Consider the following 12,406-nt stretch of genomic DNA (forward strand, 5'->3'; position numbering starts at 1 on the left):
CTCCTCGACCTGGCCGGGGCCGTGCCGGGCGTGGCCACCTGGGGGTTCGTCGCGCTGCTCGGCGGGGTGGCGTGTGTCGGGTGCGACCGGTTCTTCGGGCTCACCTCCGGGTGGATGCGGGACGTCGCCACCGCTCAGGCCGTGCAGCGGCGGCTCCAGGCACTCCAGTTCGACTGGGCGTCGGAGAGCGTCCGCGAGGTGCTCGGGCCCACCGAGGGGACGGCGGGTGAGGCCGCCGAGCGGTGTCTGCTGGTGCTGCGGAAGTTCTCCGAGGACGTGACCGAGCTGGTCAGGGCGGAGACGTCCGACTGGATGGTGGAGTTCCGGGCGGGGCCCGTGCCGCTGGGCATGCAGGCGATGGTGCCCGGGCCCGCCCGGGGCGAGGCTCCGCTGCCCCCGGGGCGGTTTCCCCTGCCGCCGGGGGCGCGGCCCAWCATGCCCCGGCHRSGCCCGCCGGAGCCCCGGTGACACCGGAAGGCCAGGGGCCTGGCGGGCCTAGCTGTAGATGATCATCGAGCCCTGGGCCAGGCTCCGGGTGGTGGCCGCGTGCAGGCCGAGCCAGACGTGACGTTCGCGGGCGAAGGGGCTCTCGTCCGGCGGGGGCTGGGCCGCCGGTTCCTCCAGGGACGTCGGTGCCGCCGGGGGCCTCGGGGCCAGCGGGGGGTTCGCCGGGTCTATGCCGATCGCGGGCGCCACGTACTCCAGCTCGCGCAGGAGCGCCTGCGAGGAGCCCAGCGGGCCGCCCCCGGCGAGCAGCTCGTCGTTGGAGAGCGGCGCGGGGAAGTCCACGGGGACGTACGCGCCCGCGTGGTCGTAGTGCCAGACCAGGTGTGACTGCTGGGCGGTGGCGTCGAACATCTCCAGGAGCTGTTCGTAGTCGCCGCCCAGCTCGTCGACCGGCGTGACCTCGAGGCCGCAGATCTGGAGCAGGTAGGCGCGGCGCAGGAAGTGCAGCGCGTCGTAGTCGAATCCGGCGACCGGTGCCACGTCGCCGGAGAGACCCGGCATGTACGAGAAGACCGGGACGGCCGGGTGACCGGCCTCGTGCAGCGCCTTGTCGTAGACGGCGAGCTCTTCGGCGAAGGGGTTGTCGGGGCTGTGGCACAACACATCGACGAGCGGGACCAGCCAGAGGTCACAGGCCAAGTAGGACTCCTCGGGTCATGCGAGGTGGTGTGCGGTGCCTCGCGCGCGTGGGGGCAGCGTAGTCGCGCCCCGGCTCCCTAGCTGCCCTTGTGCAGATCCCATACCCAGGCACCGCCGACCCACTTCGCCCGGCTGCCGACCAGCTTCTCCACGGCGGTGCGCAACTGGCCGTCGTTCCACTGCGGGGCAAGGACGAGGACGCCCGCCTTCCAGAACGCGAGGTCCTCGCGGGCCGCCGCGCGCACGGCGGGGGTGATCTGCGGGTTGCGGCCCGAGTCGCTCACATCGCGCAGCAGGGTGGAGGTGGCGCGCGGCGGGGGCCCGTAGATGCCGACGCGGTCCGGGCCCCAGGGCCCGTTGAAGTAGCCGCCGGGGAGGCGGAAGCCGAGGTCCGCCGTGGTCTGCCAGTGCAGCCCCTCGGCGTTGGCGGGGTCCGGCACCGGAATCGGCACGAGCGTCTCGTCCTCCCCCAGGTACCGGCGCCAGGTGCCGTCCGCGATGAAGGGCGGTACGTCGATCCGGTCCACGGCGTCGAGCGGCACGGGCACGATCGGCAGCAGCGCGAGCCCGACGGCGCCCACGCCCGCGACCGCCCGCCGCCGTCGCGCCCACCGCAGGCGGCCGAGGGCCAGGGCGAGCAGCATGCCGAGCACGGGGGCGCACACCATCGCGACGCGCGACTCGATGACGGACTCGAAGAGCGGGCGGTCGGCGAGCAGCGCCCACGGACCCGGCAGCTCGGCCCCGGTCAGCGGGACACGGAACTCCCGCCCGAGCGACAGGAGCGCCGCCCCGGCCGCCGTGACGGCGAGCGCCTTGACCACCGCGCGGTCCCAGAGCCGTACGACGACCGCGAAGGCGAGCAGCAGCAGCGGCCAGCCGTAGAAGGCGTTGTGCTCGGTGGGGTTCATCGCGAGCCCCTCGACGCTCCGCTCGCTGCCCGCGAGGGAGCGCTCGGCGAAGGAGACGAAGGCGAGGGGGGAGTTGCCCGCGTTGTCGCCGTGCAGGACGCTTCGGTAGCTCTGCGGCCCGAAGAACTGCCAGTAGAGGGGGAACGCGACCAGCGGCAGGGTGACCGCGAGGGCGATGCCGGTGCCGCGCAGAAGCGGGCGCCAGGCGGTCCGCGCCACATCGGGCCGGGCGACCGCGTACCCGGCGGCGAACAGCAGCGTGCCGAGCACGGCGAGCAGCAGCGGCTCCTCGCCCAGAAAGATCTGGTACGTCGTGAAGAGCCCGAGGACGACCCCGTCCCGTACGACACGGGTGCCCTCGCCGAGCCGCAGCGCCCTGTCGATGATCAGCGGGATCATGAACAGGACGATGAAGTTGGGGTGGGCGTTGGCGTGGCTGATCATCGGCGGCGCGAAGGCGGCGAGCGCCCCGCCGACGGCCGCCGCGCCCCGGTGCCGTACGAGCCGCTTGGCGATGAGCCGGTACCAGGCGAACGCGGTGGCGGCGAGGCCGCCGGTCATCGCCACGTTCAGGGCGACCGCGGGGCCGAGCAGCCAGGTCACGGGGGCCAGCGGGACGGAGAGGCCGAGCATGACCGTGTTGGCCATGAGGTTCACGCCGTCGGGGAAGTTCTGGAGGTCGGTGAAGAGGGGATTGTGCAGGTGGCGGACGTTGTCGGCCGTCACAGCGAAGAACCACTCCCACTGGTTCTGGTCCTGGAGCGCGTCCGGGATGTAGCGGGAGCCGGGCGCGATCCAGCGCTGGGCGTACAGCGCGACCGCCATCACCAGGAAGAGCAGGGCCGCGAGGACGTCCGCGCGGCGGAGCGTGCGGGCCTTGAGGGCGGTCAGCTCGGCGAGGACCCGTACGTAGTCCAGCGGGCGGACCTTGGAGCCCTCCTGGTGGGACCAGCGCACCGGGACCTCGGCGACGGGCCAGCCCGCCCGGCGGAAGTACTGGAGTATCTCGACGTCTATGCCCCAGCCGCGCAGCCGGGACGCGGCGAAGGCCTCGCGGGCGCGGTCGCCGTCGAAGAGCTTGAATCCGCACTGGGTGTCGCGGATGCCCGGGACGGCGACCGAGCGTATGAGGTAGTTGCCGGTACGCCCGAGGAACTCGCGCAGGCGGTGCTGGTGGGCGCCGATGGTGGCGCCGGGGCGCGCGCGGGAGCCGATCGCGGCCGTGTGGCCGTCGGTCAGCGCCTTGTCGAGGTGGTCGAGCTCCTCGATGGGCGCGGCGAGATCGGCGTCGGTGACCAGGACGCGGCGGCCGTAGGAGGCGAGGACGCCCTCGCGCAGGGCGTGGCCCTTGCCGCGGTTGCGGTCGCCGCTCAGGAGCAGGACGCGGTGGTCGGCGGCGGCCGTCTCCTCGGCGATCTCCGCGGTGCGGTCGGTGGAGCCGTCGTCGACGACGATCAGCTCCCACTCGCCGCGGCAGGTGGCTTCCAGGTGGTCCCGGATCGCGTCCAGGGTGGGCCCGAGCCGCTGTTCCTCGTTGTACGCGGGGATCACGACCGACAGGTCGACGCTCATGTCGCGGCCAGCCGTTCGATCAGGGCGAAGGAGTGCGCGTTGTACTCGGCGACGATCTCGTGGGCGGCGCGGGGGTCGTCGCGGACCAGGGCGTCGACCAGTTCGGTGTGCCGCGACCAGAGGGCGCCGCGCAGGTCGCCGCCCTCGGTCTCGCTCCAGCGGCGCAGGTGGGTGACGGCGCAGGCCCAGGACTTCACGCGCATGCGGTGCAGGAACTCGGAGAGGTAGGGGTTGCCGAAGAGCGCGCTCAGCTCGCGCCAGAAGCGGAGGTCGTAGCCGATCAGGACGTTCAGGTCGCCCGCGCAGGCGGCGCGGGCCGCCTCCTCGCCGCGGCGGCGCACCGAGACCAGGGCGTCGCGCGTGCTCAGGTGGGGCGAGCCGTTCTCCGCCAGGTCGCGGAAGATGCCGTCCGCGATCAGGCCGCGGGCCTCCAGCATGGCCCGGTAGTCGGCGAGGGTGTGCTCGTGCACGCGGTAGCCGCGGTGCTGGTCGGCGTCGAGCAGGCCCTGGGCCGTGAGGTTGACCAGGGCCTCGCGGACGGGGGTCGCGGAGACCCCGTACTGCTCCGCGATCTCCTTGACCGTGAACTCCTGGCCCGGCTCCAGTCTGCCGCCGAGCACCTCGTCGCGGAGGGCGTCGGCGATCTGCTGGCGCAGCGTGCTGCGGATGACGGCGGGGCCTTCGCTTCCGGGCATGGGTGGGGCCTCCCCCTGGCGTGGGCGCCTGACCGGTCCTGGCGTGCCCGCCCGCCCGGTCCTCACGGCGTGGTCTCCTCCGACGCGCCTGACACGCTCGGATTGCTTTCGAGCACGTCAGACTACGCGGTGACGCGCGCCGGGGCGGTTCCGCGGTGCCGCGGGCCACCGCTGCCACGCGCGGGGGCCGAGGCGTCGGGAGATGTGCCGGGGGCCGGTGCGGCCCGGCCCCCGGGTGGGGGGTCAGCGCGTGTGGGCGTCGGCCTCCGTCAGGGCCTCGTCCAGGGCCGCGAGGCCCTCCTTCGCGTCGGCTTCCGTGATGTTGCAGGGGGGCACCACATGCGTGCGGTTCATGTTGATGAAGGGCCACAGGCCGCGCTTCTTGGCCGCCGCGCCGAACGCCGCCATGGGGGCGTTCGCCTCTCCCGTGGCGTTGTAGGGGACCAGCGGCTCCCGCGTCTCCCTGTTCTTCACCAGCTCAAGGGCCCAGAACATGCCCACGCCGCGCACCTCGCCGACGCTCGGGTGGCGCTCGGCCAGCTCCGCGAGGCCGGGGCCGATGACGTCCGCGCCGAGGCGGGCCGCCTGCTCGACGATGCCCTCCTCCGCCATCACCCGGATCGTGGCGACCGCCGCCGCGCAGGCCAGCGGGTGCCCCGAGTACGTGAGCCCGCCCGGGTAGGGCCGCCGCGCGAAGGTCTCCGCCACGGCGGCGGAGATCGCGACGCCGCCCAGCGGCACATAGCCGGAGTTGACCCCTTTGGCGAAGGTCATCAGGTCCGGCACGACCCCTTCGAAGTGGTCCACGGCGAACCACTCGCCGGTCCGCCCGAAGCCCGCCATGACCTCGTCCAGGATGAAGACGATCCCGTGGCGGTCGCAGATCTCGCGGACCCCGGCGAGGTAGCCGGGCGGCGGGACCATGATGCCCGCCGTGCCGGGGATCGTCTCCAGGATGATCGCCGCCACCGTCTGCGGGCCCTCGAAGGCGATCGTGTCCTCAAGGTGCCGCAGGGCCCGCTCGCACTCCTGCGCCTCGTTCTCCGCGTAGAAACGGGAGCGGTAGAGGAACGGCGCCCAGAAGCGGACCACGCCCGCCGAGCCGCTGTCGGAGGCCCAGCGGCGCGGGTCACCGGTGATGTTGATGGCCTGCTCGGTGCCGCCGTGGTACGAGCGGTACGCGGAGAGGACCTTCGGGCGGCCCGTGTGCAGCCGGGCCATCCGGACGGCGTGCTCGACGGCGTCGGCGCCGCCGTTGGTGAAGAAGATCTTGTCCAGGTCGCCGGGGGTCCGCTCGGCGATGAGGCGTGCGGCCTCCGAGCGGGCCTCCACGGCGTAGGCGGGCGCGAACGTGGTCATCGTCGCGGCCTGCTCCTGGATCGCGGCGACGACCTTCGGGTGCTGGTACCCGATGTTGGTGAAGACGAGGCCGCTGGTGAAGTCGAGGTAGCGGTTGCCGTCGTAGTCCCAGAAGCGGGAGCCCTCGGCACCGGCGATGGCCGGGGGGTCGATGAGTTCCTGAGCGGACCAGGAGTGGAAGACATGTGCGCGGTCCGCGGCCTTCACGGCGGCGCCGACCTGGGGATTCGGCTGAGGGGTCATGAGGGCGAGGGTAGATGTCCGCGGAGTGGACACGACATGGGCGTCCTGTCTGGCGGAGCGGGCGGAACCCGACAGAGTGTCGTATGGGCGGTCATCGGACCGCGTACGTACCCTCGGTCGTCGTCCGCGTACGCGCCGCCCTCGGTCCTCGTCCGCGTCCGGCATCCTCAGTCGTCGTCCGCGTCCGGCACCACGCGCGCCCGCGGGCCGTCCGCCGTGCAGCGGATCTCGTAGGGCAGGTCGTCCTGTTCGTCGTCGCCCGGTTCCGCCTCCAGGCGGGCCACCGCCGCGGGGCCGCGCACCACGTCGTCGTCGATGTGGAAGCCGTCGGCGGGGCTCCAGGAGACGAGGCGGACGGTGCCGTCGGGGCGGCACTCCACGGTCGCCGAGCCGCCCGTGAAACGGACGGTGGAGCGCTCGGGCGTCCCGGTCGGCTCCGAGGGCTGCTTCGGCCGCGACGGCTGCTGCGGCTGCTGCGGCTGCTGCGGCTTGGAAGGCCGCTGCGGCTCCGACGGCTCTCCCGCCGGGCGGGGGGACGCGCCGCCGGACGCCGACGGGGCTCCCGTACCGCCCGTCGCCGCGTCGCCGGACGCCGCCCCCGAAGCCGACGCCCGCGCCAACGCCGCGCGCACCGCCGCCTCGTCGAGCGGCCTGCTGTGCGCGGCCCCGTCCCCGCCGTCCGCACTGGCGAGCTGCCAGGCGCCGAGCGCCCCCGCCGCCGTGCCCACGGCCACCCATGCCGCCGTCACCACGGCGCTCCGCCACTTCCTCATCACGCCACTGTGCAGCATGGTCTGCCAACGCCCGGTCACAGCCCGGGTCAAGGCCCTGGCTACGGTGGTTGTATGGCCCATCTTCTCGTCGTCGAGGACGACCCCCAGCTCCGTGGCGCCCTGGTACGGGCCCTGCGCGACAAGGGGCACGCCGTGGCGACCGCGCCGAGCGGCATGGCGGGGCTCGACGCCGCGATGACCAGCAGACCCGACCTGGTCGTCCTCGATCTGGGGCTGCCCGACGTGGACGGGACGCAGGTGCTGAGGATGCTGCGCGCGGTCAGCGACGTGCCGGTGATCGTGGCGACGGCCCGCGACGACGAGCCGGAGATGGTCGCGGTCCTGGAGGACGGCGCGGACGACTACATCGTCAAGCCGTTCGGCGCCGCCCAGCTCGACGCGCGGATCAAGGCGGTGCTGCGGCGTCTCGGCGCGGGTGGGACCGAGGAGCCCTTGCGCGTCGCGGAGCTGACCGTCGACACGGCCTCCCGCACCGTCACCCTGGGCGGCGACCGGGTCGAGCTGACGCCCCGCGAGTTCGATCTGCTCGCCTATCTCGCCCGCAGGCCCGGCCAGGTCGTCTCCCGGCGCGAACTGCTCGCCGAGGTCTGGCAGCAGCCGCTCGGCGGCGCCGACAAGACGGTGGACGTCCATCTCTCCTGGCTCCGCCGCAAGCTCGGCGAGACCGCACAGCACCCGCGCTATCTGCACACCGTACGAACCGTGGGCGTCAGACTGACCGCGCCGGAAGCCCCCCGGACGGCACCTGAGGACGCGCGGGACACCCCCTGATGCGCCGCAGTCTGCTCCTCCTCACCGCCGCCACCACCGCCCTGGTCCTGACCGCGCTGCTCGTCCCCCTCACCCTGCTGACCCGCTCCCACGCCGCCGACCGCGCCACGGCCGAGGCGACCGCACGGGCCCAGTGGGTCGCGCACGCCCTCGGGCCCTCGCTGGCCACCGCCGACGAGCGGGAGACCGCCGAGCAGACGGTGGAGAGCGTCAACGGCAAGGACCTGCCCGCGACCTCCCTCGTCCTGGCCGACGGTTCCGTCATCGGGCCGCGCGGCACCGGGAATCCGGCCGCCACCGATCCCGTGCGCCTCGCGCGGACGGGCCGCGCCTTCACCTACGAGCCCGCGTCCGGCGGACGCCTTGTGCTCGTCCCCGTGCAGGGCGCGAAGGACGGCACCGCCGTCGTCCAAGTAACGCTCAACGAGCACCAGTTGTACGCCGGGACGCTCGCCTCCTGGCTCGTCCTCGCGGGCATCGGCGTGGGCCTCGTCCTCGTCGGGCTGCTGCTCGCCGACCGGCTCGGGGCGCGCCTCGTCGGCGCCACGCGCCGTCTCGCCCGTACGGCGGACCGGCTCGCCGCCGGAGACCTGACCGCCCGCGCCACCCCCGAGGGGCCGCCCGAGCTGCGTCTGATCGCGGGCGAGCTGAACCGCCTGGCGGGCCGCATCGACGCGCTCCTCACCGCCGAGCGCGAGAACGCCGCCGACCTGGCCCACCGCCTGCGCACCCCGGTGGCCGCCCTGCGCCTGGACGCCGAGTCCCTGCGCGACACCGAGGAGGCGGGCCGCATCGCCGCCGACGTCATCGCGCTCGAACGCAGCGTCGACGACGTGATCCGCCGGGCCAGGCGCCCCCTGCGCGAGTCACCGCGCGCCGATCTGGCGGCGGTGGCCCGCGAACGGGCCGCCTTCTGGGCCCCGCTGGCCGAGGACCAGGGGCGGCACTGCGGTGTCACGGCCCCGGAGCACGAGGTCCCGGTGCCGGTGCCCGGCGATGAACTGGCCGCGGCTCTGGACGCCTTGATCGGCAACGTCCTCGACCACACCCCGCAGGGAACCGCCTTTCACGTCTCCGTACGCACCACCTCCGGGGGCGGGGCGGAGCTGTCCGTCCGCGACGAGGGTCCGGGTTTTCCGGGCCACGCCTCCCCCGGCCGGGGCACCAGTGGCGCCGGCTCCACCGGGCTCGGCCTGGACATCGCCCGCCGCACGGCCGAGGAGGCGCGGGGCCGCTTCGGGGCGGCGAGCACGGACGCCGGGGCCGAGGTCATCCTGACGTTCCCGCCCGCACCCCGCGCGGAAAGGCCGTCCGGACCGACCGTGCCCACTTGTTGATGCCCAGCTCGGGGCGGACCGCCGCGTACCCCCCGCAGTACTTGGTGAAGTCGGCCGCGCGCACGCCGAAGCGGTGCAGCACCCGGTCGGCCTCGGTGAGATGGCCCCTGGTCTTCGTCTCGACGAGCACGAGCCCGGAGTCGGCCTCGGCGGTCCTGCCGGTCGCGGTGTCGCGTACGACAAGGCCCGCGTCGCACGTGATGCGCTGGCCGTCGGCCACGAGGGTCGCCCGCTGATAGTCGGTGACCAGGGACGGGGTGAGGCCGTCCGGGGCCTCCACTCCATACGACCCGCGCAGCACCCCGGCGAGGAAGCCCCGCCGCGCCTCGTCGAGGGCGTGGTCGTCGCCTTCGAGGCGCTGCCGGTGCTTGACGGTCTCGCCCCGGCCGCTCTTGAGCTTGATCTCGAACTGCCGCTCACCGCTGTCCCGGTAGACCCGCTCGCGGATGCGGTACCGCAGGCGGCGGCCCTGCCGGTGGTCGTGGAAGGTGAGCAGCCCGGGGGTGTCGTAGTACGTCGAGTGGTACCGGAACCAGCGCTTTCCGCCGATGCTGAGCGCCCGGAAGGGGCCACCGGCCCGCCGGGGGTCGGTCAGCAGGGCCGCGAGGTCGTCGAAGACGTCGACGGGCACGAGATAGCTGTTGTCGAAGCGGGCGAGCAGTTCCGCCCGGGCGTTCACCTCGTCAAGCGCGATGGGGTGCGCGGCGAGTGCGGCGCGGCCTATGGCGCGTACGGCGGGGTTCACACGGTCTCCTTGGGATGGCTGGGGGTGAGCGTGCGGGTCCGGGTCGTGCGTCCTCGTGGTGCCTGGGGGGTGCGTCGGAAGGTCGTCCTACTTGGTCGTCCTACTTGAGAACTCCTTTACCCTTCCCGAAGGTTCCGATTGCCTGAAACGGACTTCGAGGACGGCGAGGGGGCGGTCTCCTCGCGGTGGGTCAGTGTGCTGTCCATGCCCGGGACGCTAGGGACGCGCGGGTTAAGGGCGCCCCTGGTGGACGTTAACGAAGAGGGGTCTCCGGCAGCGGCAAGCATTGGCAGTATGCTGCCTTTTTGACAGCATGCTTACGTACGACGTCATGAGCCGCAGCGGTATCCGCCTCACGGAGGACCCCATGTCCCGCAAGCCCGTGCACCTTGCCGTCTACGACACCTTCGCCGACTGGGAGACCGGCCACACCACGGCGTGGCTCGCCCGGTCCGGGTACGAGATCCGCACCGTCGGCCCCTCGACCGAGCCCGTGACCTCCCTCGGTGGCCTGCGCGTACAGCCCGCGCTCCCGCTCGCCGACCTGCGCCCCGAGGACAGCGCGCTGCTGATCCTGCCGGGCGCCGACCTCTGGGACACCGGCGACGACCTGGCGCCCTTCGCACGCGCCGCCCGCGCCTTCCTGGACGCCGGGGTGCCGGTCGGCGCCATCTGCGGGGCCACATCCGGCATCGCCCGCGAGGGACTGCTCGACGACCGGGCGCACACCAGCGCGGCGGCGATGTACCTGGCCGCGAGCGGCTACCGGGGAGGCGAGCGGTACGTGGAGGCGGACGCGGTCACCGACGGCGACCTGGTCACGGCGGGACCGACCGAGCCGGTCGCGTTCGCCCGGGAGATCTTCGGGCGGCTCGGTGACGTCTTCGGCCCCGAGAAGCTCGACGCCTGGTACCGCCTCTTCCACGACTCGGACCCGGCGGCCTTCGAGACGCTGAACAGCTAGGCGGGAGACGGAAGATGAGCGACGCGAACGACTCGTCCGGAGGCCCCGGTCCGGTCGGCACCCCCGACCCGACCGGCACCCCCGGCTCGACCAGCCCGGACGGCCCGACCGGCCCGGACGACCTGGCGCGCCGGACCCGGCAGGACCTGCTCAGTCGTGCGGCCCTCACCGTCTTCCGGCTCAACGGCCAGTTCCTCGCGCGCTCCGAGGAGCTGGCCAGGCCCGCGGGGCTCACCGCCGCCTGGTGGCAGGTGCTCGGCGCGGTCCTGCGCGAACCGCTGCCGGTGGCGGGCATCGGCCGCGCGATGGGCATCACCCGGCAGAGCGTGCAGCGCGTGGCCGATCTCCTGGTGCGCGACGGCCTCGCCGAGTACGTGCCGAATCCTGCGCACCGCCGCGCCAAGCTGCTGCGCCCGACGGACGCGGGCAGAGCCGCCGTCGCGAGGATCGAACCGGGGCACGCGGAACTCGCGGGACGGCTCTCGGCGGTGCTCGGCGAGCGCGAATTCGTTGAAACGGTACGGGTGTTGGAACGCTTGTCCGAGGTGCTGGACGCGCTGTCCGACCCGGATGCGGAACCCGTTACGGAACCGTAGAGAGCGGTGGGGCCCGCGCTGTCGCACCCGCGCACTATCCTCACTCTGTTGCACACCAATGGGGGAGGTAGGTGCGGCGATGGAGAAGCTCGGGCCCGGAGATCCGCAGCGCATCGGGGCCTATCGGCTGCTTGCGCGGCTCGGAGCGGGCGGCATGGGACAGGTGTTCCTCGCGCGGTCCGGCAGGGGCCGCACGGTCGCGGTCAAACTGGTCCGTCAGGAGCTCGCCGAGCAGGACGAGTTCAGGAACCGCTTCCGGCAGGAGGTGCAGGCCGCGCGGCGGGTCGGCGGGGCCTGGACGGCGCCGGTCCTCGACGCCGACACCGAGGCGGTCATCCCGTGGGTGGCCACGGGATATGTGGCGGGGCCCTCCTTGCAGAGCGTCGTCTCGCACGGCCACGGCCCGCTGCCCGAGCGGTCGGTGAACATCCTCGCGGCCGGTCTCGCCAACGCGCTCAAGGACATCCACGCGGCGGGCATCGTCCACCGCGACCTCAAGCCGTCGAACGTCCTGGTCACCATCGACGGCCCGCGCGTCATCGACTTCGGCATCGCGCGCGCCCTGGAGACGGTCACCGACGGCGGTCTGACCCGCACCGGCGCGCTCGTCGGCTCGCCCGGCTTCATGGCGCCCGAGCAGGTGCGCGGCGACCGCATCACCCCGGCCTGCGACGTCTTCTGCCTCGGCTCCGTGCTGGCGTACGCGGCTTCGGGCGCGCTGCCCTTCGGCACGGCCAACAGCGGGGTGCACGCGCTGATGTTCCGCATCGCGCAGGAGGAGCCGGATCTGGAGGGGCTCCCCGAGAGCCTCGCCGAGCTGATCGCCGCCTGTCTGCGCAAGGACCCGGCGGACCGCCCCTCCCTCGACGAGGTCCTGGAGCGCACGGGCGCGCAGGACACGCTGAGCGAGGGGGGCCGCACGCTGGACCCGTGGCTGCCGGGTGCGCTGGTCGCGCAACTGGGGCGGCACGCGGTGCAGTTGCTGGACGCGGAGGACCCGGACGAGCAGCCGCAGCCGGGCGGCGCGGGGGCCACGGGACCGGAGGACGCGGTGCCCGGGGGCGGGAGCGGCGGAAGCGCAGGGAGCGGCGGGGCCGGAGCCTCCGGGGACACCCCGGCGCAGGGTTCCGGCGCGGGACCCGTCGGCGCGGGGCCCTCGACGCCGGGGGGGGGGGGGGGGGGGGGGGGGGGGGGGGGGGGGGGGGGGGGGGGGGGGGGGGGGGGGGGGGGTGCAGTTGCTGGACGCGGAGGACCCGGACGAGCAGCCGCAGCC

Annotated in this window: 12 protein-coding genes; 6 read left to right on the top strand and 6 right to left on the bottom strand. The window is 73.8% G+C overall.

From position 1 onward, the window contains the following. Positions 1-468: SLATT domain-containing protein (locus AB8Z36_RS15695; RefSeq protein WP_369213917.1), on the top strand; the 468-nt coding region annotated here is incomplete at its 5' end. 27 nt (positions 469-495) lie between these two features. On the opposite strand, the gene AB8Z36_RS15700 is transcribed toward AB8Z36_RS15695, so the two are convergent. The 5 genes from AB8Z36_RS15700 to AB8Z36_RS15720 form a co-directional block, all read right to left on the bottom strand. Next, entirely contained in the window at positions 496-1,146 is a 651-nt protein-coding gene (locus AB8Z36_RS15700; protein WP_369213918.1) for a hypothetical protein, read from the bottom strand. Positions 1,147-1,223: 77 nt separating this feature from the next. Beyond that, the gene (locus tag AB8Z36_RS15705) at positions 1,224-3,629 is read right to left on the bottom strand and encodes a dolichyl-phosphate beta-glucosyltransferase (protein ID WP_369213919.1); all 2,406 of its coding nucleotides are present in this window, start codon (positions 3,627-3,629) and stop codon (positions 1,224-1,226) included. Further along, positions 3,626-4,324 carry a GntR family transcriptional regulator gene (locus tag AB8Z36_RS15710; RefSeq protein ID WP_369213920.1) on the bottom strand — a complete coding sequence of 233 codons (699 nt, stop codon included), beginning with the start codon at positions 4,322-4,324 and terminating at the stop codon, positions 3,626-3,628. The genes AB8Z36_RS15705 and AB8Z36_RS15710 overlap by 4 nt, the downstream gene beginning before the upstream one ends. Before the next feature lie 243 nt (positions 4,325-4,567). Then, positions 4,568-5,926, bottom strand: coding sequence for an aspartate aminotransferase family protein (locus tag AB8Z36_RS15715; protein ID WP_369213921.1), 1,359 nt, complete (start codon positions 5,924-5,926; stop codon positions 4,568-4,570). A gap of 167 nt (positions 5,927-6,093) precedes the next feature. Then, positions 6,094-6,699 (bottom strand): hypothetical protein, encoded by a 606-nt coding sequence (locus AB8Z36_RS15720; RefSeq protein WP_369213922.1) that lies wholly within the window; start codon positions 6,697-6,699, stop codon positions 6,094-6,096. Between the two features lie 72 nt (positions 6,700-6,771). Here AB8Z36_RS15720 and AB8Z36_RS15725 point away from each other — a divergent pair, with 72 nt between their 5' ends. After that, complete coding sequence (locus tag AB8Z36_RS15725; RefSeq protein ID WP_369213923.1) at positions 6,772-7,491, top strand: response regulator transcription factor; 720 nt, start codon at positions 6,772-6,774, stop codon at positions 7,489-7,491. Beyond that, entirely contained in the window at positions 7,491-8,828 is a 1,338-nt protein-coding gene (locus AB8Z36_RS15730; RefSeq protein ID WP_369213924.1) for a sensor histidine kinase, read from the top strand. Before AB8Z36_RS15725 ends, AB8Z36_RS15730 begins: the two co-directional genes overlap by 1 nt. On the opposite strand, the gene AB8Z36_RS15735 is transcribed toward AB8Z36_RS15730, so the two are convergent. Then, positions 8,761-9,573, bottom strand: a complete 813-nt coding sequence (locus tag AB8Z36_RS15735) for a VTC domain-containing protein (RefSeq protein WP_369213925.1) — start codon at positions 9,571-9,573, stop codon at positions 8,761-8,763. The two genes, AB8Z36_RS15730 and AB8Z36_RS15735, sit on opposite strands and share 68 nt — an antisense overlap. 367 nt (positions 9,574-9,940) lie before the next feature. On the opposite strand from AB8Z36_RS15735, the gene AB8Z36_RS15740 reads away from it, so the two are divergent. The 3 genes from AB8Z36_RS15740 to AB8Z36_RS15750 all read left to right on the top strand — a co-directional run. Further along, on the top strand, positions 9,941-10,537 hold the full coding sequence (locus tag AB8Z36_RS15740) for a DJ-1/PfpI family protein (protein ID WP_369213928.1): 597 nt from the start codon (positions 9,941-9,943) through the stop codon (positions 10,535-10,537). Positions 10,538-10,551: 14 nt separating this feature from the next. Beyond that, a complete protein-coding gene (locus AB8Z36_RS15745; RefSeq protein WP_369213926.1) occupies positions 10,552-11,133 on the top strand; it encodes a MarR family winged helix-turn-helix transcriptional regulator in 582 nt (193 codons plus the stop codon). Positions 11,134-11,212: 79 nt separating this feature from the next. Beyond that, positions 11,213-12,406, top strand: a 1,194-nt coding sequence (locus tag AB8Z36_RS15750) for a serine/threonine-protein kinase (protein ID WP_369213927.1), incomplete at its 3' end; no start/stop codon positions are given.

This window comes from Streptomyces flavofungini, assembly GCF_041028215.1.
GTDB classification, from domain to species: Bacteria; Actinomycetota; Actinomycetes; order Streptomycetales; family Streptomycetaceae; genus Streptomyces; species Streptomyces flavofungini_B.